This window comes from Dehalobacter sp. 12DCB1, assembly GCF_004343605.1.
Classification (GTDB): Bacteria; Bacillota; Desulfitobacteriia; order Desulfitobacteriales; family Syntrophobotulaceae; genus Dehalobacter.
The window spans coordinates 13,357-39,087 of the sequence record NZ_POSF01000016.1 but is presented as its reverse complement, the minus strand read 5'-3'; the positions used below and the strand labels follow the sequence as shown (position 1 = coordinate 39,087).

Genomic DNA, 25,731 nt, shown 5'->3' with positions numbered 1-25,731 from the left:
GAAGCAAGGATGTAAAATATGGAGAAATTACTGCAGGGCCTTATTCAATTTAAAGAAACGGATTTCCAGGAGCACAGGCAGCTTTTTGAAGAATTAGGGAATTCTCAAAACCCGCATACGTTATTCATCGGCTGTTCGGATTCGAGACTGGTACCCAATTTAATCACCGGGACTTTACCCGGAGAACTGTTTGTTATCCGGAATATCGCCAACATTGTACCGCCTTACCGTAATACAGAAGAGTATTTGGCCACGACTTCTGCGATTGAATATGCCGTCAATATTCTTGGCATTCAGCATATCGTAGTCTGCGGCCATTCCAATTGCGGAGGGTGCAAATCGCTATATGCCTCGGAGAAAGAAATGCAATCGATTCCGCACACCCGAAAATGGCTGGAATTGGCAGGGAATGTTAAAGAAAAGATCATAGCAATGAATATTCCGGAATCGGAAATGGCAAAAAGGGAATGGATGACTGAACAGATCAACATTGTGGAGCAGCTCAAACATTTGTTAACATATCCGTTTATCAGGGAAAAAGTCCTGAATCAGACGCTGACAATTGAAGGCTGGTACTATATCATTGAAACGGGTGAGGTCTTCCGCTACAATCGGCATAATAGTGAATTTGAACTTGTGAATTAACTGCGAATCAAGACTTGGATGTCGTTTGATCCAGGGAGTCAAAGATCGTATGATTTTCTGGATTTTTAGTATAAAAATGACCGATAGTAGTACAATCTTCTAAATAAAGATATAATAGGAAATACTAAGATCTGATATATGATGTATGAAATAAAGAGGGAATTTGGATGATTGAATATGGCAAAATGCAGGAACTAAAAGTCGTGAAAACATCTCAAAATTGGTATATCCTGAATGCAAAGAACGATACGCAAAATAGTGTATTATTACCGATAAGCCTGGCTCCGAAGGATATCAGAATAGGTGATAAAATCGAAGTATTTGTTTATAGAGATACGAAAGAAAGGATCATGGCCTCCATAAAAAAACCAAGGCTGGTACTTGGTGAAACGGCTGCTTTAACTGTCGTCGATACGACAGAATTTGGCGCTTTTTTAGACTGGGGTTTGGAGAAAGACTTATTGCTGCCGCTTAAAGAGCAAGTCGGTGAGGTTAAAAAAGGCGGCACTTACCTGGTGGGATTAGCGCTCAATAACAGCCATCAATTATATGCCACAATGAAAATATATGATTCGCTCAAAATAAACGCTCCTTATAAAGAAAATGACAATGCCCATGGCACTGTCTATAACTTTAATCCTGAGTTTGGCGCGTTTGTCGCCGTGGATAATCAATATCACGGGATGATTCCAAATAAAGAATTGTATGGCAGCATCGCAATCGGTGATAAGGTCGACGTCCGAATCAAGAAGGTAAGACAGGATGGCAAGCTGGAATTAAGTTTAAGACAAGAGATCGCCCAGCAAATAGAGACGGATGCCCGGGTCATTTTTGAGAAGTTAAAAGCAAACGGCGGTGTGCTTAAGCTCAATGACAGAAGTTCTCCCGAAAAAATCAAGTCGGAACTGAAAATGAGCAAATCTGCCTTCAAGCGGGCGTTAGGCAGGCTGCTCAAAGAAGGTGCAGTCCAAATCACGGACGATGCGATTCGGTTAATGTGGTAGATGAGGCAGGCAGATTTTCTATTTGCCAGTCAATTGGCTTCTTGCCAATCGAGACCAAAAATTGATTGGCCCTGGAAAATGGTCTGCTGCCGAAGAAACCGGCATGGGCGGACAGTGGACTGGGATGGACAGATTTGATGATACAATGCCTGGATGGATTGAGAATGCTCAGTTTAGACTGGGCATTTCTTCCCCAGAGGATAAAAACAACAGGGTCTTCCTGCTCATTTAAGAGCGCAATGATTTTATCGGTAAACTGGGACCAGCCGATGCTGCTGTGGGAATTGGCCTGACCGGAACGGACGGTCAGCGAGGCATTCAGCAGCAGGACGCCTTGGTCGGCCCATTTCTTTAAATATCCGTTGTTTGGAATATAACATCCCAAATCATCGTGCAGTTCTTTAAAGATATTTATCAAGGACGGCGGGGTCTGGACACCCGGCTGAACAGAAAAGCTTAGACCGTGGGCTTGTCGAGGGCCATGATAGGGATCCTGGCCTAGAATAACTACTTTTACATCCTTGTAAGCGGTATAATGCAGCGCATTGTAAATATCGTATTTATCGGGATAAATGGTTTTTGTCCTGTATTCGTCGATCAGAAACTTTCTAAGTTTTTGATAATATTCTTTCGTAAATTCCGTATGAAGCAAATCGTCCCAGTCATTTTTTAGGATCTGCATTCCAAATCACCTCGCAACCAATTATATCATTTTAGGTCATCACATAACAGAGAGAGCTGGGGTATCGCGGGGTAAAACATTCCTGAACGTTCAGGAAAGCAGTTTGATCTTAGGCGTTGATTCTTAGAAGGGGATGAAGGCTCTTAGGAAGAAAACCTCCGCAGATATTGGGACTTTAATCTTCCGCTTAAATGTGGGATACTAATAGATATGTGAATTTGTGCAAAAAGGCAGGAAAAAGAGAACGTTATGGAATATAACTATGCAAAAAGGATTAATCATTTGAAAGCTTCAGAAATCAGGGAGATATTAAAAGTCACGGAAAATCCGGAAATCATCTCCTTTGCGGGCGGGCTCCCGGCGCCGGAGCTGTTTCCAGTTGACGAGATTAAAGAAGTCAGCAGGATTGTGCTGGAAGAAGAAGGGACGGAAGCTTTGCAATATACGACCACTGAAGGTTATCTTCCTTTGCGGAAATGGATTGCAGCGCGTATGAATAATCGGCTGGGCACCAAATTTGAGCCGGATAATATCCTTTTGACCCACGGTTCACAGCAGGCCCTGGATCTTTCCGGAAAGGTTTTTTTAGATGAAGGAGATATCGTACTGTGCGAAAGCCCGACGTATCTTGCTGCCATCAGTGCGTTCAAAGCTTATGGCTGCGAGTTTAAAGAGGTGCCGACGGATGAGGAGGGCATGATCCCTGCGGAACTGGACAGGATACTGGATAGTACGTCCAATGTTAAACTCATTTATGTCATTCCCGACTTTCAAAACCCGACAGGCAGGACCTGGAGTCTTTCCAGAAGGGAACATTTGGTTAAGGCGGCCAGGAAACATCAGATTATGATCATTGAAGACAATCCTTATGGCGAATTGCGTTTTGAAGATGAACCGCTTCCGTCCCTGCAGGCTTTTGACCAGGACGGTTGTGTCTTAAGCCTCGGAACGTTCTCCAAAATATTCTGCCCGGGCTATCGGATCGGCTGGGTTGCCGGGAATCAGAAGGTGATTGAGAAGTATGTCCTTGTCAAACAAGGAACGGATCTGCAGTGCAATACGCTGGCGCAGAGAGAAATTGCCAAATACCTTGAATTGTATAATATCGATGAACATATTGAAAAAATTCGCAAAGTCTATAAAAGACGCCGCAATCTGACGATAAAATTAATGGAGGATCATTTCCCAGAGGGAGTCACCTTTACCAGACCCAAAGGAGGGCTCTTCGCCTGGATTGAGCTTCCGACGGATATCAATGCCAGGGATGTGCTGATCAAAAGTCTGAAAAAGAACGTCGCGTTTGTACCCGGCGGGTCATTCTTCCCGAACGGTGGGAGAGAAAATACTTTCCGGATCAATTTTTCCAATATGCCTGACGATAAAATTGAAGAAGGACTGCAAAGCCTCGCCAATGTCCTGCGTGAGTTTGTCTAGCATGATTTTATTCAATCGGTAGGATTAATCTCTAATTTTTCTTTTAATCTGCCGGTGCTGGTGATCTTTGCTTTCACATTAATCTCAACATTAGCGTTTACAAAAGCTTCTCGCCATTCCGATCCCAAAGCATGAAATGTTTTGGGATCTTTATGATGAAGCTTTTCGGAGAAACCTAAGAAATCAGCCTGATAAGTTTTGGCCTGGTTAACTGTTACAGTGGCTATTTTTTTTAGGTTTTCACTAATGACAGGTTCTAATTGCGCAATATCTTCTTTCGCAAGGGTTAAACCGTTATTTTCATCGATTTCTCCTTTCGTCTCGATGGTAACCTGATAAGATATTTTTTGATTGGTAACAACCGGTTTTACTTTATACGTCGAACGGGTTAGAAAATAGTTAAACATGGTTCCGTCCTTCTGAACGGGAATAGAAAACGGACCTTTGTTAATTTTTTGCGTCAGCAGCAGAAAACCAATGGTTTGTTCCTGATCAAGCCAGCCGACCAAATGGCCAGCCTGAAAAACCCCCAGGCCTTCAATAATGCTTCCTTCGGTTTTGGGATTGTCTCCGGATTCTTTATTATCCGATTCCAAGGGTATAATCTTAATTTGCGGTAAAACTGCATCACGGTCAGTGCTTGTCAGCCAGGATACAAACGTAGAGAAATACATACCGTAGGATTTGCCGCTGTTTGTAGCTTGTAAATCGATAAACTGGGAGACCTCCTCAGAAAACGACCGATCGGTCGTGCCTCCTGCCTTAAGTATTTCCTTGGCCTCACCTTTACACACTAAAATAATATCGCGTGGCCGGGTCTGCGGGAAGCGGGCATAATGTTCGATAATTTCAGGCGCTTTTTTTTGGGCGGCCTCTTCCCCAAGAATAATGCCTGTAGCATAACCATAAAAAGGGACAGTTGGCAGTTTTGCGGAATAATTTCTGATTGCAACCTGCATGACTACTCCCTGAGCGCTGACAAGCTGTTCCATATTATTGTTTGAACCGGACTTATTTCCTTGGCTCTGTCCCTGACTGCTTTGAGGCTTCTGGATCAGCGTGGCCGCAGTCCAAATGTTCTGACCGTTGATTTGGGTATAATCAAAGCTGCTTAGCGTGACAAAAGCCAGCGTTTCGACTTCCTTGCTGCTCCAGCATCCTGAACAGAATAATAAAAGTGAGAACAAAACGCTGAAGGTCCTTATGTTTCTAAAACGGAGTTTTTTCAATGGTAACGCCTCACTTTTTTCTTTTCGATGATCGTAAGGAGCAACAACAGACCAGGAATCAGCAGCTCAAATGTTAAACCGATTGACGGCCATATATTTTTGAGAAAATAACCGACATCAAGAGGACTCTCAAATAACAAGTTCGGTGCGATAATATTCAGCAGGGCAAGCCCCAGGAGAACGTACTTCTTGTTTTTAAGAGAAAACATCCGGACTAAGGTCATTGTCTCCAGGTAATACATGACAGCTACTTTGACAACGATACCGGATACCCAGATAAAAATAACAAGGAATTCCAGCCTTTGAATTGTAATGAATTTGATATATTTAGCCAAATATAGAAAAGCAAAATACATCTCTCCCGTATATTCAGGACCAAAAACGGTAATGGTGGCAATATTGATGAAGGTCAACAGAATGCCGGCAGCGATAATTCCCAAGATGCCGTTTTTTAAAATATCTTCCGACTGATTTACTTTTGGGAATAAAAATATAAGTACGACAATCTGGCCGAACCAGGCTATAGGGACAAGGGAAGCATCCAGAACGGACAGGACACCCTTATCCAGAAAGGGCTGCAGATTGTTTAGATCCATATCTCTGACGGCTAACGCCAGCAAGACCGCCAGAGATAGTATAAATAAAGGAAGAATAAACTGGTTGACCCGCACAATTACTTCGATTCCTTTAATAACCGCATAGGCAGCCACAATCATCAAACCTGTTTGAAAAACATAAGGCGGCGTTTCGGGCATAAGGTTCATATTCAAAAAATCAGTAAACTCTCTTAATACCGTAATACTTATGATCAGAAAGAATAATACATATCCGAAAGTCAAGATCTTCCCGAGGGTTTTGCCGAGCAGGATTTCGGCATATTCGGGCAGCGTCAGCTTCGGAAACCGCTTTCCCAGATAATAAATCAGCATGAGGTTAACGATCCCGACAGCAAGCGCAATCAGGACGGATAGCCAGGCTGATTCTGCGGCCTTTTCCGCTGTTATGCCGGGGATTAACAGGATGGCAGTAGATATGACAATCATAAACATCAAAGAAGCAAGTTGTACACCGGATATCTTTTCGGTATTTATGACCTTTTCCTCCTATCCATTGGTTTCGACGGACCCTGGTTGTCTTTCTGCCGGACAGGGTTCACCGTACGGAACGACTTTGGCCGTTGGGACATAGCCCACCATGGAGCCCGCACCAGAATATCTTTGATTTCGCCAAGGCTTAAAGGAGCAAACGGAATCAAATAAGGGACACCGAAAGAACGCAGGCTGCAGAGATGGATCAGGATGATCATCAGGCCGAACATGATACCGACTCCTCCCAGAAAGCTGGCCAGTAAAATCAACATAAACCGCAGTATTCTGAGCGCATAGCCGGCATCGTAATTTGGAATCGAAAAAGACGCGATTGCCGTGGTCGCTACGACAATAACGGAGATTGGGGAGACCAGGCCTGCGTTGACCGCTGCCTGGCCGATAACCAAACCGCCGACCGTGCTGATGGCCTGGCCAATGGTTTTCGGCAGCCGGACACCGGCTTCCCGCAAAAGTTCAAATGTAAACTCGATGACAAGGATCTCCAAAGCAATTGGCAACGGTAAACCCTGCCTTGTTCCTGCCACTGAGCTGACGAGATGCGTCGGCAACAATTCCTGGTGAAAGGAGAAGACGGCAACGGTGACTGACGGCAGCAACAAGGCCAAATTCAAGGCAATCAAGCGCAGAATCCTTGTAAACGTCGCAAATACTGAACCGTGATAATAATCCTCGGCTGCCTGCAGCATGGTTACAAATGTCGCCGGAATGAGCAGCGGCATTGGAGAATTGTCCACAAGAACCGCGATTCTGCCTTCCAACAGCGAAGCAGTGACCTTATCAGGCCTTTCCGTGTATTGTACCAGCGGAAATAGGGAATGTTGCTCGTCCATAATCAGTTCTTCAATGTAACTGCCCTCCAGGATACTGTCCGTTTTGATTCTGCCAAGCCGCTGCTTCACTTCCTGCAGCAATTGTTCATTCACAATCCCTTCAATATAGCAGATTGCAATTTTCGTATGGGTCAGCTCACCGACTTCTAAAGTTTCCAGTTTAAGTCTGCTGGTTTTTAGACGTCTTCTGATGAGGCTCATGTTTGTATCGATGGACTCAATGAATCCATCCTTTGGCCCGCGCACACCTGGTTCGGTATCAGACTCAACAATGGATCTGTTTTCGCCGCCTCGTACCCCGGCAGCCAGAGCTGAAGACGAACCGTCGATGATCAGAACCGCATTGCCGGCAAACATTTTTTGTTCGACTTCATCCAGATAAGAAACCGTGCTGGTTTCAGTAAGATTCAGTAGGCTGTCCTGAATGATCTGCAGCAGGTTTGCGTTGCCGCCCTTCGTCAATTGCTGCAGTTTGCGCGTCTCTTCCAACAGGGTTTTCAGTATAGAATCACTGATCACTCGATTGTCCGTGATGGTTGTAGCATAGACGATGAAAGCCCTTACCGGTTCTTCCAAATTAATTTGAAATGGATGAAACTGGACATCCGAACAATTGGCAAAAGACTGCTGCAGTTTTTTTAGGTTATCTTCATAATTTTTGGACAGCGGTTCTTTTTTAGGAGCCCCCGAGGCAGGAAGGGGGTCAGGTACTTTATTTGCCCGGTTTTTTAAGGTTTTCATTAGTCGATCGATAAACATCTTTTGTTGGCCTCATTCCATCCAATACGGTATTGATATATTATTTCCTGCTCAGGGAATATTTATAATATATTCCAAACTTTTCTAAAAAAAGGAACTTTATAAACCTTTTAACCTTTCAGTCAGTAGGATTAACCTCTAATTTTTCTTTCAGTCTGCCGGTGCTGGTGATCTTTGCTTTCACATTAATTTCAACATTAGCGTTTACAAAAGCTTCCCGCCATTCCGATTCCAAAGCATGAAATGTTTTGGAATTTTTATGATGCAGCTTTTCCGAGAAACCCAAAAAATCAGCTTTGTAGGTCTTGGCCTGGTTAACTGTTGAGGTGGCTATCTTTTTTAGTTTTTCACTAATGACAGGTTCTAATTGCTCAATATCTTCTTTAGTCATCCTTAAACTGTTATTTTCATCGATTTCTCCTTTCGTCTGAATTGTAACCTGATAAGATATTTCTTCGTTGGAGACAACTGGTTTTACTTTATACGTTGAACGGCTTAGAAAATAGTTAAACATGGTTCCGTCCTTCTGAACGGGGATGGAAATAGGGCCTTGGTTAATTTTTTGCGTCAGCAGCAGAAAACCGATGGTTTGTTCCTGTTCAAGCCAGCCGACCAAATGGCCGGCCCGAAAAACACCCAGGCCTTCAATAATGCTTCCTTTGGTTTTGGGATTGTCTCCGGATTCTTTGTTATCCGATTCCAAGGGTATAATCTTAATTTGCGGTAAAACGGCATCACGGTCATTGCTTGTCATCCAGGATACAAACTTATAGAAATACATACCATAAGATTTGCCGGTGTTTGTGGCTTTTAAATCGATAAACTGAGATACCTCCGAAGAAAACAACTGGTTCATCGTGCCTCTCGTCTTAAGTATTTCCTTGGCTTCACCCTTGGCCACTAAAACAATATCGCGTGGCCGGGTCTGTGGGAAGCGGGCACGATGTTCGAGCATTTCAGGTGCTTTTTTTTTGGCCACCTCTTCCCCAATAATCATGCCTGTAGCGTAACCATAAAAAGGGACAGTCGGCAATTTCGCGGAATAATTTCTAATTGCATCCTGCATGGTTGGTCCCTGACCGGTGACAAGCTGTTCTGCATTGCCGCTCAAACTGGACTTCTTTCCTTCATCTTGTCCCTGACTGCCTTGCGGCTTCAGGATCAGCGTGGCCGCAGTCCAAACATCCTGACCGTTGATTTGGGTATAGTCATAGCCGCTTAGCGTGACAAAAGCCAGCGTTTCGACTTCCTTGCTGCTCCAGCATCCCGAACAGAATAAAAAAAGCGAGAGCAAGACGCTGAAGGTCCCTATATTTCTAAAACGGAGTTTTTTCAATAGTAACACCTCACTTTTTCTTTGTTATGATAGCGAATAGCAGCAACAAATGGGAACGACATATATAGTATTTTCCGGTGCAAATAAGTTTATGAACCCTGTCTAGATCTGCTTGACAAGTTATTGGGTCAATCCTATAATTTATTGAGGCTACCTAACGTTAGGTAGGTATTTTGTTTTTGGGAGGAACACGACGGTGGAAACGAAGCAAAAGCTGATGGACTCGGCTTTCAGATTGTTTGCAGATAAGGGCACGGAGTTTTCCTTAACCGAAGTTGCCAGTGAAGTCGGGATTCAAAAAGCATCGATCTATGCCCACTTTTCCAGTAAAGAAGATTTATTGTATGCGATCATCAATCGTGAAATTAACCAGTATTTCCTGGAGATTAACGAACATTGCGAAGATCTGCGAAGCATGTTCTTTATGATTCTCGATTACTATGATAAGTCGCTGACAAAACTCTATTTCTGGAAGAGGCTGCTGCTTTTCCCACCTAAAGCGTTTGCTGAAACATTGATCGCCAAAATCCACTGTTTATCAGAAGAGCGGTTCCAGCTGGTTAAAAATATTATTCGAGCCAATATGGATAAAGGGGTCATCCGGCATCAGGACCCCGAATCCGTGGCAATATCCTATACGGCCATGACGCATGGGCTGCTGTCAAGCATTCTCATTTATCAGCCTGAAGATGTAACAGGCCATTTTGAGGAGATTTGGGAGAATTTCTGGCGGGGGATTTGTTCGAATGGTTAAACGTTGATTCTACATTTGATTTCACATATGGAGGACAAATGTCTCATGGAGCTTTTACTGCATCATCTATATCTAGTCTCAATATTTGGCTATCTGCTCGGAGCTGTCATTTCTCTCGGATATCTCTTTGCTAAAAAACAAAATACAGGCCATATCATTGTCAATGCGCTATGTATCGCGGCTTCCGCAGCCGCCTCAGCAGCTTCCATCGGAAAAATCTTCTCGGGAGTAGAAATACTGAATATTTTTTCGCTGCAATCTACGATTCCGTTCATTACGCTGGAAATCAGGGTAGATAATCTTTCTGCTTTCTTTGTGCTGGCGCTGTCGGTTCTGGTCTTTTGTGTTTCGATCTACTCGATCGGTTATATTTCCCATTACAACGGAAAAAGGAACATCGGCCTGTTTAACTTCCTGTATGTAATGTTTATCATTTCGATGTTCTTTGTACTGACCTCGGCCAATGCCGTTTTCTTTTATATCTCCTGGGAAGCAATGTCTTTGCTGTCTTATTTCCTGGTCGTATTTGAGTCGGAGAAAGAAGAAAATCAAAAAGCCGGGACGGTCTATATTGTGATGACGCATCTGGCAACTGCTTTATTGTTCATTGGCTTTATGATCGTTTATCACTATACGCATTCCTTCGACCTGATGGCAGCGCATAACGGCACAGTGATCCCCGAAATAACCAGAAACATTGCCTTCATCTTATTTTTGGTTGGCTTTGGCACCAAAGCAGGTGTTATCCCGCTGCATATCTGGCTGCCTTACGCTCACCCGGCTGCCCCGAGCAATGTCTCGGCTCTGATGTCGGGAATCATGATCAAGACGGCCATCTACGGACTGATCCGTTTTGTGCTTTGCTATTTAGGTGTTCAGGATACCTGGTGGGGAATTGTCATTCTTGTTTTGGGCATGCTGTCAGCTGTGCTTGGGGTTGCCTATGCTTTAATGGAACATAATATCAAAAGACTGCTGGCCTTTCACAGCGTAGAAAATATTGGGATTATCCTGATTGGCTTAGGAGTCTCGTATATCGCCTTTGCCCAGAACCATTTGCTCGTTGGCGGTCTGGCCTTAACAGCAGCACTGCTGCATACGTTCAACCATACCTTGTTTAAGGGTGGTTTATTTCTCGGAGCCGGAGCAATCCAATATGCCGTACATACCAAAGATATTGAAAAACTTGGCGGGCTTCTGAAAAAGATGCCCGTTACCGGTTTCATGGTCCTGTGCTTTTCTTTGGCCATATCGGCCATCGTGCCGTTTAATGGCTTTATCAGTGAATGGCTGACATATCAGTCCTTATTTGCCAATATACTGCCCGGACAGTTCGGCTTAAACTTCTTTTCGGCGGTCGCCGTGGCAGCGCTGGCATTGACCGGAGCGTTAGCTGCTGCTTGTTTTGTGAAGCTGTTCGGGATATCGTTTCTAGGCCTTCCGCGAAGCGAAGAAGCTGCGAACGCGCAGGAGGTTCCCAAAACCATGAATATCGGTATGGGCATTCTTGCGTTGATCTGCCTCGGGATCGGACTTTTTCCGTTAACAATCTTAAAGCTACTGGATCCGGTCGTTGGCAGCCTCGGCGGCGGCTCGGTCTTCAGTCAGCTTCAGGGAGGCTTTATGCTGGCTTATTATCCGCTGACGGTTTCCCCGGGCAGCATATCTCCTGCGGCCCTGGTGCTGGCTTTGGCCGGAATTATCCTGTTGGCGCTTCTGGTCATCCGGATCGTTGGCGGTGAATATATCGAACGGAAATACGGAACGTGGGACTGCGGCTTTGAAGCGCTGAATGCGCGCATGCAGTACAGCGCAACCGGTTTTTCCAAACCGATCAAGATTGTTTTCAGGATCTTGTTCAGACCGACCAGGAAAATTACGACAGGGGGGGACTCCTTCTATTATCCGGAGTCAATCGAATATGCGACGACAGTTGCTTCGATATTTGAAGATTACCTCTATCATCCGGTCATCAAAAGACTTCAGAAATTTTCCCAAAGAACAAAGTATAAGATTCAAACCGGCAGTATCCATAATTATTTGATCTATCTATTTGCCGCGGTTCTCTTACTGATGCTCTATAACCGTTTGGCTTAAACAATTAGACTGAGGGATTGGCATTCGAGGCGGAAGTTTAATGAAAGACTGTACACCGGGAAGGATAGGGAATGAAGCAATGAACAGCATCGCCTATATTATCATTCAACTGATTGTTACTCTTTTGGCTGCACCGCTCGTGGGCGGCCTGATCAAAAAGGTCAAAGCTTTGACTCAAAAGCGCAAAGGTGCGCCTGTCTTGCAGATGTATTTTGATCTGTATAAATTGCTGCAAAAGACCTCTGTCGTTTCAGAGGTATCTTCGTGGATTTACAAGGCAGCTCCGTATATCGTTTTTGCGACAGCTCTGGCTGGTGCGCTGTTGGTCCCTGTATCAACCAAGATTGTACCGGTTCTGATTCCAGGTGATTTTATTATGCTCGTTTCCATCCTGGCACTCGGCAGATTTTTTATGATGGCTGCCGCCCTGGATACGGCGAGTACCTTCGGCGGGATGGGAAGCAGCAGAGAGGCCATGATTTCTTCACTGATTGAACCATCCATTCTTGTGGCCCTGTTTACGGTAGGACTCCTTTCCGGATCCACTTCACTGCCTCGCATGATGCAGACCGTACAGGTAACAGGGTTTCCTTTGGCTCATCCGGTTTATATGATGGTGGGGTTGGCGCTGCTGATCATTATCATTGCGGAGACATCCAGGATTCCGGTCGATGATCCGTCCACCCATCTGGAATTAACGATGGTGCATGAGGCGATGATCCTGGAGTATTCAGGCCGGCACCTAGCTTTGTTGGAATACGGCGCAGCCGTGAAACAGTTGGTTTTTATCACCCTGTTTGTGAATTTATTCATTCCGCATGACCAGCTGATTCCGTTTATGGGTTTCGGCGCTGTTATTTTGTCACTTCTGCTTTATTTGCTCAAAGTGGTCCTTATGGCGGTGGTCATCGCATTGATTGAAGTCAATACCGTTAAGTTCAAGCTTTTCAGCATCCCGAACCTGGCTGCCTTATCTTTTATTCTTGCTTTTCTGGGAATTTTGCAATTCTTTATCCTTGGAGGTTATCATGTCTGAAAATCTTTTGGAGACCTTGTCTGTGCTGATTTTACTTTCTTCATTTGTGCTTATGGCCAATAAACGGATCAGTTCCTATATCAAATCTTTCCGGATTCAGTCACTGCTGATTGCTTTGGCTGCCGGGGTCATGGGAGTAAGAAGCCTGTTGGACGAAGGACGCTGGGATATTATGATTGTCTGTATCCTGATTGTTGTTCTGAAAGTCATCTACATTCCGGGTCTTCTGAACAGGACATATGCCTCTGTAAGGTACAAAGTTGAAAAAGACTTTATCTTAAATATTCCGATTCTAGTTTTGGTCTGCTGCGGACTGGTTGTTTTTTCTTACTTCACGCTGGCAACGATTGACGGCAGCAGCCAGGGGATGTCCAATATGCAGCTCGTCAACTCGGTTTCCGTGATCTGGATCGGCCTTTTCTTTATGATCAGCCGTAAAAAAGCGCTTGGACAAATCATTGGCTTTCTGGTCATCGAAAACGGTCTGTATATTACGGCCATGCTCGCAACGCAGGGAATGCCTTTCATTGTGGACCTTGGGATATTCATTGACCTGGTGACCTTCGTTCTGATCATGGGTATGCTGACGTTTCGAATGAATGACCAATTTGACTCCATTGATACGGATCAACTGAATAATCTGAAAGGATAAGATATAACGATATGGGTTTTTTACTTCTGGTCATTCCAATCATAGCTTTATTGCTGCTCTTTATACTTAAAGCGAAGCGGCTGCACCACCTCGTCAGCGTCTCATCTGCTGTTCTGCTGCTGATCATCGCAGCTACCCTGACCCATGACGTCATACTGTATGGAGCGATTGCTTATTCTTCGCTGGGCGGATTTTTCTATCTCGATGCCCTGAGCATGATGATTCTGGATATTGTCCTGACGATAGGTTTGATGGCGGCCATTTTTTCGATCGGTTATCTTGAGGAAGAAGTCAGACAGGGTAAGCTGCCGGTCCCAAAAATCCGACTGTACTATATGCTGATGGTGACCTTTATTTTTACGATGGTATTAGCGCTGACAGTCAGAAACATGGGTCTGATGTGGATTGCGATCGAAGCGACAACGTTGGCCTCAGCCTTTTTGGTCGGCTTTTATAACAATCGTTATGCGCTTGAAGCTGCCTGGAAGTATGTCATTATCTGTTCTGTCGGTATTGCAGTTGCCCTGCTTGGTATCATCTTGCTGCATCTTTCTTCGGCTGGAATATTGGAGAACGGCTCATTTTTGGATTGGACGGCGCTGTACGCCAATGCGGCATCGTTAAAAGGTTCTGTCCTGCGCCTGGCCTTCATCTTTATTTTGGTCGGATTCGGGACGAAAGCCGGCCTTGCTCCGATGCATACCTGGCTGCCTGATGCACACAGTCAGGCTCCTTCGCCGATTAGTGCCATGCTATCCGGTGTTCTTTTGAATAGTGCGATGTATGGCATTATCCGGACGACGGCCATTGTGAATCACAATCAGGGGAGCAGCAGCTTTGCCGGAAGGCTCCTCATCGGGATCGGGATTTTATCGATTGCTACCGCGGCTGTATTTATTCTGACGCAGAAGGATTACAAACGGCTTCTGGCTTATTCCAGTATTGAACATATGGGAATTATCGCTGTTGCGATCGGGATCTTTACACCGCTGTCTATTTTTGGCGGGTTGCTGCATATGATCAATCACTCGCTGACCAAATCCATGCTGTTTTTATCTGCCGGTAATATCATGCAGAGATATGACACCAAACAGATTTTCAAGATCAAAGGGATATTGAAAACGCTGCCTGTTTCGGGAACGGTCTTTCTGCTCGGTCTGTTTGCTATTGCCGGAACACCACCCTTCAGCGTATTTGCGAGTGAGTTCAGCATTACCGCCGCAATCTTCAACCAATCCAGCCTTTGGGTCGGGATGGTGTTTATCCTGCTTCTGGCGGTTGTCTTTGCCGGAATCGCTGTGACGCTGTTTAAAATGTTTTATGGTCAGCCGGACAGTACGGAGGCTGCTGATGCCAAAACAGGAGAAATCAATATCCCCGGAACGGTTTGCCTGGTTGTTTTGCTGGCAGCTGTAACAGCCGGCGGGGTTTATCTGCCGGAAACAATCCGAGAGCTGATCATTCAGGCCCAGGGCATTGTTCTGAGTATAATCTAAGACAGGGATTCGTAAATCCTGTAAAAATAAAGGTGTATTGCATGCAGACGAATCCTAACAAAATGGTTTAATTAATGGAAACTTGATTCACGAATCAATCTACGAGTCAATGAAATATTGCTGGAAATAGAGGTAGAGATGATGAAGGCATCCGAATTGAAACAAATACTCGCGGAAAAGTTTTTCGTTGCAGAGTTGGCCGATATTAACGGGAGAAACAGGAAGGGCCGGGATCATGAGCTTTACCTAAAAATAGCTTCGGAAAGTATTCCCGGAATATGCGCCTATTTGAATAAAGAACTGGGTTATCCGCTCATCCTGATGTTTGCCAATGATGAGCAAATCCAGAATTCCTGCTTTGGCGTTTATTACGTTTTTGCGGACAGACAGGAAGCACTGCTTGTGGTGATGAAAACGTCGGTCAGTCCTGACAAAATGGAAATGCCATCCGTCAGCAATATTATCCAAGCTGCGGCAGCGTACGAGCGGGAAATCAAGGATTTATTCGGAATCATTCCGGTAAACCACCCGGATGCCAAAAGACTGGTTTTTCATAGCAACTGGCCGAACGGGGTTTATCCGCTGCATAAAGCTTTTCCAGCCGGATACAGACCGCAGCGGGCGGCAGAAGAGATTAATTTCTGTAAGGTTGAAGGGGAAGGGGTCTATGAGATTCCCGTCGGACCTGTCCATGCCGGAATCATCGAGCCGGGCCATTTCCGTTTCAGTGTGGCCGGAGAACCAATCATTAATCTTGAAGCACAATTGTACTTTGTCCATAAAGGAATAGAGAAACTGGCCGAACAGCAAAGCATTGAAAAATGCCTGTATATTTCGGAACGGATTTCCGGGGACGAGACCTTTGCCAATTCCCTGGCGTACTGTCAGGCCATCGAAAAGATTGCCGGAATCGAAGCTCCGGTCAGGGCAGCCTATATTCGAGTTATTTTTGCCGAGTTGGAGAGACTTACCAGCCATCTTGGCGATCTTGGCGGGGTTTGTCTTGACGCTGCTTACGGGTTTGCGACGTTCCAGTTCCGGATGATCAGAGGCTGGGCTTATGCTTTAGCGGATGAGCTATGCGGCATGCGTTTCCTGCGAAGTGTCAATAAACCGGGCGGGGTACGCAAAGATTTTGTGGCCGGAAAGGAAACCAGTCTGATTGTCCAGCTGGATAAAATCCGCCGCGAGCTCGAGGATACAGTCGAGATTATCAAAGCCAACAGTTTATTTATTGACAGAATTGAAAATACCGGTATTCTAGATCAGAAAATTGCTGCCGATCTAAACGCGGTCGGCCCCGGCGGCCGGGCTTCAGGACTGCGCTATGATGTTCGAAAATCTTTTCCATATGCGGCATATTCGCAGCTCAAGTTCAATATCCCGGAACATTACAACGGCGATATCAACTGCCGGCTGAATACCAAAATAGAGGAGTGCTTTGAATCCATTAACCTGATGGTCCAGGCAATCAATCAAATGCCTTCCGGGAACGTTCTCGAACCTGTTAAATCTGTTGAACCGTATCGCTTTGCTTTTGGTTTGACCGAAGCCCCGCGCGGCGAAAACATCCACTGGCTGATGACCGGCGAGAACAATACGGTGTACCGTTATAAAATACGGACGCCGTCTTTCTGCAACTGGCCGGCCCTCTGTCATGCTGTCAAAGGCAATATTGTGCCGGACTTTCCGCTGATCAATAAAAGCTTTAACCTTTCCTATGCAGGGAACGATCTCTAAAGCAAGCGGCATACTGCGAGTACCACGTTCTCCAATTACTAATTTTAAAAACGGTTATGTAGGGTAAGTCTGTGGGCCACAATACCACTTTCCGGCCATTGTGCCATCCATGGCACAAAAGGCCGCGCTGCGCAATCCTGCTCCGCTCACAGTGGAACTGTGGCCCCCAGACTGATCTTATGCATATTCAAGTAGGCTTGCATGTCAGAATGTAGCTCGTTTTTTAGATATTTAAAAGTTGTAATCGTAAAACTTACTTTAAACGATTATCCATATCAATATCCGGCATACAGAAATTACTAACTAGCTTTTATTAGTCTGCGTGCCACGGTTCCAGCGCCAAGCGGAGCATGGAGTGCGTAGCGCGGCCTTTTGTGCCATGGAAGGCACAACGGCCGAAAGCGGAATTGTGGCATGCAGACAGACCCCAGATAACAAAATATACTGTACGAGCAAGGAAGACGAAAAATGTTTAAGACGCTAAAAAAGATCATCCAATATCCAAGGCTTACCCAGGAATATCCCAAAGTACCCGCCAGTGGCGGTCAGTTCCTGGGGAAGACCGAAATCAATCCAGAAAAGTGCAGTTTTTGCGGGGAATGTGTCCTGCGCTGTCCCTCTCAGGCAATTGTGATGGCTAAGGAAGCAGGCATCATTGGGATTAACTATGACGCGTGCATCTTCTGTGTGTTGTGTGAAGAAGTCTGCCCAGTAGGCGCAGTAACGACCACCAACCAATTTGAGCTGGCTGAAAAGGATAAAGCAATGCTCCACGTGGATAAGAGCGTATCTGTCAAAAACCAAACGGTGATGATTGATGAAAATAACTTGCCTGACACTTCCTACGAAGCAGTTTGCACGGACCTGAAAGCAAAGATTCAAAAGATGTTTGGCCGGAGCCTGCAAATCAGAGAAGTGGATTCCGGCTCCTGCAACGGCTGTGATTATGAGATCAATGCGCTGAACAATCCTGTTAACGATATTGAAAGGCTCGGGATCAGTTTTGTGGCGTCGCCAAGACATGCCGATATGCTTTTGGTGACAGGCACCGCAACCAGAAATATGCAGCAGGCGCTGGTGAAGACGTATCATGCAGCACCTGATCCAAAACTGGTCGTGGCAGTGGGTGCCTGCGCCTGCAGCGGAGGCATTTTTAAGGACTCCTATGCCACCAACAACGGCATCGATACCATTGTACCGGTCGATGTGTATATCCCTGGCTGCCCGCCACGGCCTCAGGCCATTATTTACGGCATCTTGAAAGCGCTGGACCGGATGAAGTAAATATTACTTCGACGGCTATGGAGAACTAGTATCGCGGTGCTATGAATGGCATGGAGCAGTACGAATCGGTCTACTAGTTGACTTTTTCCGGACGTGTATGATAATGGATAGTAAGCAGATAAGAATCCTAAATAGAAGTATTTTAGGATTTTTTTCGTGCTATATTATTTTGATGATTGTTTAGCTTGGATAAAATTGAGAATGTATAAGAATAAAAAAAGTGTAAAGGATGGATCTTCTTGTCTATTGTTCGAGCTGCAGCGCTTCAGTTAAAAGTCTCTCCAGACAAAACGGAGAACGTTGATCGTCTTCAACAACATTTGGCCAGCCTGGCTAAAGAGAATGTCGATCTGGTCATTCTGCCGGAGATGTTCAACTGCCCGTATCAGACGTCTTTATTTCCTGATTATGCAGAGGAAGAGGGCGGGGCATGCTGGCAGAAGCTCTCATCTCTGGCGGCACAGTATAAAATGTACCTCGTTGCAGGTTCGATGCCGGAAAAAGACCGGGAGAACAAGATTTATAATACCTCGTATGTGTTTGACCGGCAAGGCAGGCAAATAGGCAAACACCGCAAAGTCCATCTCTTTGATATTGATATTGAGGGCGGACAGCAATTTCGGGAATCAGATACCTTAAGCCCCGGAAACAAGGCCACTGTATTTGACACGGAATTCGGAACGATGGGACTCTGTATCTGCTATGACTTGCGCTTTCCGGAACTGGCGAGACTAATGGCTGATCAGGGCGCTAAAATGATTATTGTACCTGGAGCGTTCAATATGACGACCGGCCCGGCCCACTGGGAGATTCTGTTCCGCACCCGCGCAGTGGATAATCAGGTCTTTACGGTGGGTGCTGCTCCGGCCCGTGATGCGGAAGCCGGATATATGTCCTGGGGGCATACGCTCATGGTCGGACCGTGGGGAAATGTCCTGCAGCAAATGGATGAACGCGAAGGTTGTATCATTCAGGATCTTGACCTGGCTGAAGTGGCTAAAGTCCGCCGTGAATTGCCGCTGCTTGCCCAGAGAAGGTCAGACCTGTATCAATTGACTTCAAAATGATGATCACGTGACGTCGAGATGATGTCAATAAGGCAGGGGGGGTTCGATGCAAAAACAAAAATTTGCAGTATTCCAGGCACTCCTGGCAGCTGCACTTTTTGGTATAAGCACGCCATTGTCCAAATTGTTATTGTCCCATTTATCACCGATCATGATCGCTGCACTTCTTTATCTGGGTGCTGGTACCGGCATGTTCGCGCTGCGATTAATCATTAAAGCAAATAGACCCTTATCTAAAGAAGCAGGTATTGCCAGGAAGGATCTGCCCTTTACAATTGGAATGGTGATTTTGGATATGAGTGCGCCTATCCTGCTCCTGGTCGGATTGAGTACGACTGCGGCTGCAAATGTATCTCTATTGAGCAATTTTGAAATTGCGGCAACGGCACTTCTTGCCCTGTGGCTCTTTAAGGAGACAATCGGGCAAAGACTTTGGACGGCAATCATTCTCATTACGGCTTCCAGCATACTCTTATCTTTAAAAGATATTCAAGGACTTTCTTTTTCGGCAGGTTCTATATTTGTCCTGCTGGCCTGTCTCTGCTGGGGATTAGAGAATAATTTTACGAAAATGCTTTCGCTGAAAGATCCTATGCAGATTGTCGTCATTAAAGGATTGGGGTCTGGAGCAGGCTCCTTGCTTATTGCCCTTGTCACCAAACAAATGACAGCCGATTATAGCTATATTCTTTTTACGCTAATATTGGGATTCTTCGCTTATGGCCTCAGTATCTTTTTCTATGTCAGAGCCCAGAGAGACCTCGGGGCGGCCAGAACAAGCGCCTATTATGCTGTTGCACCGTTTATTGGCGTTGGCTTATCTTTTATTGTCGCCCAAGAACCCATAACAAGTAATTTTATCATTGCAGCCATTCTAATGATATGCGGGGCCTATTATGCGGCTAGGGAGAAACATGACCATCAACATCGTCATGAAACGTTGTGTCATGACCATCGCCATCATCATGGTGACGGCCATCATACCCATGTTCACGGTGATTTTACATCAGGGGAACACAGTCATCCGCATGAACATGAAACCATAGAACATGCGCATCATCATGCACCGGATATGCATCACAAGCACTAAGCATTTAACCTGATTGATATTAAAAATTTTATAAATGGGATAGCACTTTACAAATACAGTAACATATGATATTAATAACATATGTTACTGTATTTTTTTGAATGGAAGTGAAAAAGAACAAATGATGTCCATGATGATGTCCATTAATTATGCGATTCTGGGAATTCTCAGTACGCAGTCTCTGACGGGGTATGATCTGAAAAAAATTATTCAGGATTCATCTTTTATGTATTGGTCCGGCAATAACAATCAGATCTATAAAGCCTTGGTTGAACTGCTGAACCTGGGTTTTGTGACCAATGAAATCCAGATGCAGGAAAGTTCACCTGCCAAAAAAATATATACGATCACGGCAGAGGGGATCGTAGAATTGAAAAAATGGGTGCTTTCAACACCGGAAATCGCGGAAATCAAAAAAACATTTCTGATACAGCTTGCCTGGTCGGATCTCCTGAATGATGAGGAATTAAAAAGCTTGCTGTTGGCATATGAAGAGCAAATAAAAATGCAGATCATCCTGGAAAAAGAGAAAAGCCGCAGAGGCAGGTTTTCACCAGCCAGAAGCAAAAGGGAACTTACTATGTGGGAGATGATTCAAGAGAATATCATTTCATCCTATGAAAATGAACTGAACTGGCTGGAAAAGATCCGGAATAAGCTTAGCAGCGATTTCCAGCAATGAGTAAACGACAAGAAGAAAATGGCAGATGAATATCGAATGGAGGGAAAGCTATGAAAAACGGAATGGCCTTCCGCACTCCGGAAGGGAGAAAAGAAGTTCTCAGAATGTATGATGCTTTATTGGAACAATGGTCAGCGCAATATGAGACGATCCATCTGACTACTCGGTATGGCAAAACGTTTGTTTTAGCAGGAGGCGATCCGAACGCGCCGCCGTTGATCCTTCTCCATGGCAGCGGGATGAATTCTGTGATGTGGCTGGGTGATATGCCGACCTATACGAAGCATTTTCGCGTCTATGCTGTCGATATTCCAGGGGAACCTGGGAAAAGTGCCGAAGAACAGTTGCCTTTCGACAGTTCTGCATATGCGGAGTGGCTTGATGATGTCTTAAAAGCGTTAGCGATCGATAAAGCAAATATAATCGGGATTTCTTTAGGTGCCTGGCTCGCGATCAAGTATGCTGTTTTCCGGCCGGAAAAAGTAGAAAAGCTTGTCTTGCTTTGCCCATCCGGCGTGGGACCGCAAAAGGGTTCTTTCCTTTTTACAGCGATGTTCTATATGTGTTTTGGAGATCGCGGGCTAAAAAAGCTCTTCTATAAAGTGAACGGCAATCAGCCTATTCCCGACATCGTACTGGACTACCAATTGCTGATTGGCAAGAGTTTTAACTTTCGCCGTGAAATGATACCCATTTTTTCCGATCAGGAACTGAAATCCTTGACGATGCCGGTAATTTTATTTGCGGGCGGCAAAGATATCATGCTTCATTCGGCGAAGACTGCTCGGCGGATGGAAACATTGGTTCCGCAGGGCAAGATCAATATTCTACCCGAAGCAGGCCATACACTTACCAATCTAACCACGGAAATCTATGATTTTTTAATTCAGGAATAATGGTATTAAATTCTTTTGTTTTTTACGTAGTTATTAGAAATTTTAGGTGCGATATGATATCTTTAACATTGGCTGCCTTTGCAAGGAGTTATTTTACCGCGAGAATGCGAAACTATTTTTAGCCAGTGTGAGGTGCTTCATTTGATTCTATTATCGGCAGAAAAGATTACGAAAAGTTATAGTGAGAAAAAACTCTTAAAAGATATGTCTCTGTTCATTAATGAGGGAGATAAAATCGGTGTGATCGGGACCAATGGCACCGGGAAATCGACTTTTTTAAAGATCATCGCTGGGATTGAAACGCCGGATGCCGGTACGGTAACGATGGCTTCCGGCGTCAGGATCAGTTATCTTCCGCAAAACCCCATATTCGGTGAACATCTGACCGTTCTGGAACAGGTATTTCTGGGAACCTCAGCCGAAGTCCGGGATTTGATGGAATATGAAGCCAAGTCCATTCTAACCAGGCTGGGTATTACTGATTTCTCGCTGGATGTCAGCCTCCTGTCTGGCGGAGAAAAGAAACGCGTTGCGATCGCGCGTACATTGGTCAAACCTAGTGAAATCCTGATTCTGGATGAACCGACCAACCATTTGGACAATGAGATGGTCCTTTGGCTGGAAAATTATCTGCGGAAATACAGCGGAGCGATGATCATGATCACGCACGACCGCTATTTCCTTGACAGGGTGACCAACCGCATGGTTGAGATTAGCCAGGGAAACCTCTACAGCTATCCGGCGAATTATACCAAGTATTTGGAGCTGAAAGCCCAGCGCGAAGAAATGGAAATCAGTACGGAAAGAAAAAACAGCAGTCTCTTCCGAAGAGAACTGGAGTGGATTAGCCGCGGTGCCAGAGCCAGAGGGACGAAAAGCAAAGAACGGATTGAGCGTTTCAGACAATTAAGCGAGAGAGAGAAACCGGCAACGGGGGAGAAGCTGAACCTCAGTTCGGTGGCATCCCGCCTTGGTAAAAAGACCATTGAAATGAACCATATCGCCAAATCCTATGCTGGAAAAATGCTGATCCGGGATTTTGACCATATCATCCTGCGTGACGCCAGAATAGGCATTGTTGGCAAAAACGGCTGCGGCAAATCGACCCTGTTAAAAATGATCATGGGCTTGATTGAACCGGACAGCGGGACGATCGTTACAGGGGAAACCGTCAGGATCGGTTATTTTTCACAGGAAAGCGAAGAGATGGACCCCTCTCAGCGCGTCATCGCCTATATTCGGGGTATTGCCGAAAACATTGAGACGGTGGACGGAACCGTGACTGCCACGCAAATGCTGGAACGCTTCCTGTTTCCAGCTGATTTACAGTGGAATACCATTGCCAAGCTTTCCGGCGGCGAACGCAGACGACTTTATCTGCTCAGCGTGCTGATGAAAGCCCCGAACATCTTGCTGCTCGATGAGCCTTCCAATGATCTGGATATTGAGACGCTGAGCATTCTGGAAGATTACCTGGAGAACTTCAGCGGTGCTGTGGTCGTCGTCTCCCATGACCGTTATTTCCTAGATAAAGTTGTAGACCGAATCTTTGAATTCCAGGAAGATGGAACACTGCGGCAGTATGTCGGCGGTTATTCCGATTATCTGGAACAAATCACAGATAAGGGCAGAGAAGAAAAAAATAGTTCTAAGAGAAACAGTCCTTCAAGTGGTTCAAGTACTTCAAATACTTTAATCACTTCAAACAACATGGACATTTCAGACCAATTTCATTGTACTGATCCCCAGGGTGAAACCGCCGAACCCAGGAAAAAATTGAAGTTTACCTACAAGGAAGAACAGGAATACGGAAAGATCGAAGAAGAGATTGCACAGCTCGAAGCAAACTTGCGTACACTGGATGAAACCATTTCGCGGGAGACCAGTAACTATGCCAAATTGCAGGAATTGCTTTCCGAGAAAGAAGCGCTGGAATGTGCCATTGCTGGCAAGATGGAACGCTGGATCTATCTGAACGATCTTGCTGAAAAAATTACTGCTGCGAAATTATAATCCTTCGACAAACATTGATTACGTATGTTATAATGACTACTTGATTGTATTATAATGGCGACTTGGTTGCACGAATAAGGATGGTAAAAAAATGATCAGTACGACTGGAATATCTCTTCGTTACGGCGGACGTGCTTTATTTGAAAACGTCAATATTAAATTCATCCCCGGGAACTGTTATGGACTCATCGGCGCCAACGGCTCCGGCAAATCGACCTTTTTAAAAATTCTCTCCGGTGAGATAGAAGCCAATAAAGGAGATGTCTCGACTGACCCCGGCGAAAGAATCGCTGTCTTAAAGCAGAACCATTTTGAATTTGACGAAGTTGAGGTCTTGAAAACCGTCATGATGGGCCACAAAAGGCTCTGTGAGGTTATGGATGAAAAAGAAGTTCTCTATGCCAAACCCGATTTTTCCGAAGAAGACGGCATGAAGATCGCCGAACTGGAAGCGGAATTTGCGGAAATGAACGGCTGGGAAGCTGAATCCGAAGCGGCAACCCTCTTAAACGGACTCGGTATTGGCGAAGAGTACCACGATAAAAAGATGAAGGAACTCGACGGCAATGAAAAGATTCGGGTCCTTTTGGCCCAGGCCCTATTTGGAAGTCCTGATATCCTGCTGCTGGACGAACCCACAAACCACCTCGACATTGCCTCCATTACCTGGCTCGAAAACTTTCTGTATAACTTTGAGAACACCGTCATCGTCGTTTCTCACGACCGGCACTTTTTAAATAAAGTCTGTACGCATATTGCGGATATTGACTTCGGTAAAATTCAGCTTTATGTCGGCAACTATGACTTCTGGTACGAATCAAGCCAGCTGGCACTGAAGCAGATGCGCGACGCCAATGAAAAGACGGAAGCCAAGAAAAAAGAATTGCAGGAGTTTATCCAGCGCTTCAGCGCCAATGCTTCCAAGTCCAAACAGGCTACATCCCGTAAAAAGCTTCTTGAGAAGCTGACCCTGGAGGACATCCGGCCGTCATCCCGCAAATATCCGTTTGTTGATTTCAAACCGGACAGGGAAGCAGGGAACGACCTGCTGGCCGTAAACGGAATCAGCAAAGAAGTAGAAGGGGAAAAGATCCTGAACAACGTCTCATTTATTGTCAGTAAAGGCGATAAGATCGCGTTCGTAGGTCCTAACGGTCTGCCCAAGACATCCCTGTTTAAAATATTAATCGGGGAAACAGCTGCCGACAGCGGAGACTTCAAATGGGGCGTTACCACATCCCAATCCTATTTTCCAAAAGACAACGCGGCTTATTTTGACGATGTTCATCTGAGCCTAGTCGACTGGCTCAGACAATATTCCGGTGACCAGACCGAGACCTTCGTCCGGGGCTGGCTGGGCAGAATGCTTTTCTCCGGCGAAGAAGCGCTGAAGGAAGCAGCCGTGCTTTCCGGAGGCGAAAAAGTCCGTTGCATGCTGGCTAAAATGATGCTTTCCGGCGCTAATGTGCTGTTGTTTGACGAGCCGACCAACCACCTCGACCTGGAATCCATCACTGCCTTAAATGACGGATTGATCAATTATAAGGGGACAATTCTGTTTGTGTCACATGACCACCAGTTTGTCCAGACCGTGGCCAACCGGATTATCGAAATCACGCCGAACGGGATCATCGACAAGCAAATCACGTATGACGAGTATCTAGAAAGTGAAGATATTCAGGCGCTGCGCAAGAAGATGTACGAGATGTAGGCTATTTTATTTCCAAATATAAAATGTAAAGTGGCAGAAAAAATTGATGCTGTTCATCGTTTATTCAGACGATGGACAGCATTTTTATTTTTGAGCAATTTGACTTTTTGGGTCGAATGTACTATTTGCTTGTGATAAATTCCCTATTTAACCAAAAATAATAATATAGTATAATTTGGAAATAT

At 45.2% G+C, this 25,731-nt stretch carries 21 protein-coding genes; 16 read left to right on the top strand and 5 right to left on the bottom strand.

The genetic code is table 11. The features are described from left to right. The first annotated feature begins 18 nt into the window (after nucleotides 1-18). Together C1I38_RS10630 and C1I38_RS10625 are read left to right on the top strand one after the other, a co-directional pair. Nucleotides 19-645, top strand: a complete 627-nt coding sequence (locus tag C1I38_RS10630; RefSeq protein ID WP_119774698.1) for a carbonic anhydrase — start codon at nucleotides 19-21, stop codon at nucleotides 643-645. A 167-nt stretch (nucleotides 646-812) separates the two neighbouring features. Then, nucleotides 813-1,649, top strand: a complete 837-nt coding sequence (locus C1I38_RS10625) for a S1-like domain-containing RNA-binding protein (RefSeq protein ID WP_119774699.1) — start codon at nucleotides 813-815, stop codon at nucleotides 1,647-1,649. Here the strand turns inward: C1I38_RS10625 and C1I38_RS10620 are convergent. Continuing rightward, nucleotides 1,618-2,331, bottom strand: a complete 714-nt coding sequence (locus C1I38_RS10620; protein WP_119774700.1) for a uracil-DNA glycosylase — start codon at nucleotides 2,329-2,331, stop codon at nucleotides 1,618-1,620. The genes C1I38_RS10625 and C1I38_RS10620 overlap by 32 nt on opposite strands. A gap of 249 nt (nucleotides 2,332-2,580) precedes the next feature. On the opposite strand from C1I38_RS10620, the gene C1I38_RS10615 reads away from it, so the two are divergent. Further along, nucleotides 2,581-3,765: a PLP-dependent aminotransferase family protein gene (locus C1I38_RS10615; RefSeq protein WP_119774701.1), complete on the top strand. Its 1,185-nt coding sequence runs from the start codon at nucleotides 2,581-2,583 to the stop codon at nucleotides 3,763-3,765. An 11-nt stretch (nucleotides 3,766-3,776) separates the two neighbouring features. Here the strand turns inward: C1I38_RS10615 and C1I38_RS10610 are convergent, their stop codons facing one another. The 4 genes from C1I38_RS10610 to C1I38_RS10595 all read right to left on the bottom strand — a co-directional run bounded on the left by C1I38_RS10610 (nucleotide 3,777) and on the right by C1I38_RS10595 (nucleotide 9,028). Continuing rightward, nucleotides 3,777-4,994, bottom strand: a complete 1,218-nt coding sequence (locus tag C1I38_RS10610; RefSeq protein WP_119774702.1) for a Ger(x)C family spore germination protein — start codon at nucleotides 4,992-4,994, stop codon at nucleotides 3,777-3,779. Then, on the bottom strand, nucleotides 4,991-6,070 hold the full coding sequence (locus C1I38_RS10605; protein WP_282432370.1) for an endospore germination permease: 1,080 nt from the start codon (nucleotides 6,068-6,070) through the stop codon (nucleotides 4,991-4,993). Before C1I38_RS10605 ends, C1I38_RS10610 begins: the two co-directional genes overlap by 4 nt. An 11-nt stretch (nucleotides 6,071-6,081) precedes the next feature. Next, nucleotides 6,082-7,692 (bottom strand): spore germination protein, encoded by a 1,611-nt coding sequence (locus tag C1I38_RS10600; protein WP_119774704.1) that lies wholly within the window; start codon nucleotides 7,690-7,692, stop codon nucleotides 6,082-6,084. Nucleotides 7,693-7,810: 118 nt separating this feature from the next. Next, entirely contained in the window at nucleotides 7,811-9,028 is a 1,218-nt protein-coding gene (locus tag C1I38_RS10595) for a Ger(x)C family spore germination protein (RefSeq protein WP_348980867.1), read from the bottom strand. 196 nt (nucleotides 9,029-9,224) lie between these two features. Here C1I38_RS10595 and C1I38_RS10590 point away from each other — a divergent pair, with 196 nt between their 5' ends. The 13 genes from C1I38_RS10590 to C1I38_RS10530 all read left to right on the top strand — a co-directional run bounded on the left by C1I38_RS10590 (nucleotide 9,225) and on the right by C1I38_RS10530 (nucleotide 25,546). Continuing rightward, nucleotides 9,225-9,782, top strand: coding sequence for a TetR/AcrR family transcriptional regulator (locus C1I38_RS10590; RefSeq protein WP_119774705.1), 558 nt, complete (start codon nucleotides 9,225-9,227; stop codon nucleotides 9,780-9,782). A gap of 45 nt (nucleotides 9,783-9,827) precedes the next feature. Further along, nucleotides 9,828-11,879: a proton-conducting transporter membrane subunit gene (locus C1I38_RS10585; RefSeq protein ID WP_119774706.1), complete on the top strand. Its 2,052-nt coding sequence runs from the start codon at nucleotides 9,828-9,830 to the stop codon at nucleotides 11,877-11,879. Between the two features lie 40 nt (nucleotides 11,880-11,919). Continuing rightward, nucleotides 11,920-12,915 carry an NADH-quinone oxidoreductase subunit H gene (locus C1I38_RS10580; protein WP_119774707.1) on the top strand — a complete coding sequence of 332 codons (996 nt, stop codon included), beginning with the start codon at nucleotides 11,920-11,922 and terminating at the stop codon, nucleotides 12,913-12,915. Further along, a complete protein-coding gene (locus C1I38_RS10575; protein WP_119774708.1) occupies nucleotides 12,908-13,567 on the top strand; it encodes a hydrogenase in 660 nt (219 codons plus the stop codon). The genes C1I38_RS10580 and C1I38_RS10575 overlap by 8 nt, the downstream gene beginning before the upstream one ends. An 11-nt stretch (nucleotides 13,568-13,578) precedes the next feature. Further along, the gene (locus C1I38_RS10570; RefSeq protein ID WP_119774709.1) at nucleotides 13,579-15,063 is read left to right on the top strand and encodes a hydrogenase 4 subunit F; all 1,485 of its coding nucleotides are present in this window, start codon (nucleotides 13,579-13,581) and stop codon (nucleotides 15,061-15,063) included. Between the two features lie 138 nt (nucleotides 15,064-15,201). After that, complete coding sequence (locus tag C1I38_RS10565) at nucleotides 15,202-16,803, top strand: NADH-quinone oxidoreductase subunit C (protein WP_243109309.1); 1,602 nt, start codon at nucleotides 15,202-15,204, stop codon at nucleotides 16,801-16,803. Between the two features lie 468 nt (nucleotides 16,804-17,271). Beyond that, nucleotides 17,272-18,087, top strand: coding sequence for an NADH-quinone oxidoreductase subunit NuoB (nuoB, locus tag C1I38_RS10560; protein ID WP_119774711.1), 816 nt, complete (start codon nucleotides 17,272-17,274; stop codon nucleotides 18,085-18,087). Between the two features lie 239 nt (nucleotides 18,088-18,326). Further along, nucleotides 18,327-19,154 (top strand): carbon-nitrogen hydrolase family protein, encoded by an 828-nt coding sequence (locus tag C1I38_RS10555; RefSeq protein ID WP_119774712.1) that lies wholly within the window; start codon nucleotides 18,327-18,329, stop codon nucleotides 19,152-19,154. A 46-nt stretch (nucleotides 19,155-19,200) separates the two neighbouring features. Beyond that, entirely contained in the window at nucleotides 19,201-20,244 is a 1,044-nt protein-coding gene (locus C1I38_RS10550) for a DMT family transporter (protein ID WP_119774713.1), read from the top strand. 121 nt (nucleotides 20,245-20,365) lie between these two features. Further along, on the top strand, nucleotides 20,366-20,926 hold the full coding sequence (locus tag C1I38_RS10545; protein WP_119774714.1) for a PadR family transcriptional regulator: 561 nt from the start codon (nucleotides 20,366-20,368) through the stop codon (nucleotides 20,924-20,926). Nucleotides 20,927-20,976: 50 nt separating this feature from the next. Continuing rightward, nucleotides 20,977-21,822, top strand: coding sequence for an alpha/beta hydrolase (locus tag C1I38_RS10540; protein ID WP_119774715.1), 846 nt, complete (start codon nucleotides 20,977-20,979; stop codon nucleotides 21,820-21,822). Between the two features lie 141 nt (nucleotides 21,823-21,963). After that, the gene (locus C1I38_RS10535) at nucleotides 21,964-23,835 is read left to right on the top strand and encodes an ABC-F family ATP-binding cassette domain-containing protein (RefSeq protein ID WP_119774716.1); all 1,872 of its coding nucleotides are present in this window, start codon (nucleotides 21,964-21,966) and stop codon (nucleotides 23,833-23,835) included. 91 nt (nucleotides 23,836-23,926) lie between these two features. Then, nucleotides 23,927-25,546: an ATP-binding cassette domain-containing protein gene (locus C1I38_RS10530; RefSeq protein ID WP_119774717.1), complete on the top strand. Its 1,620-nt coding sequence runs from the start codon at nucleotides 23,927-23,929 to the stop codon at nucleotides 25,544-25,546. Nucleotides 25,547-25,731: the final 185 nt, after the last annotated feature.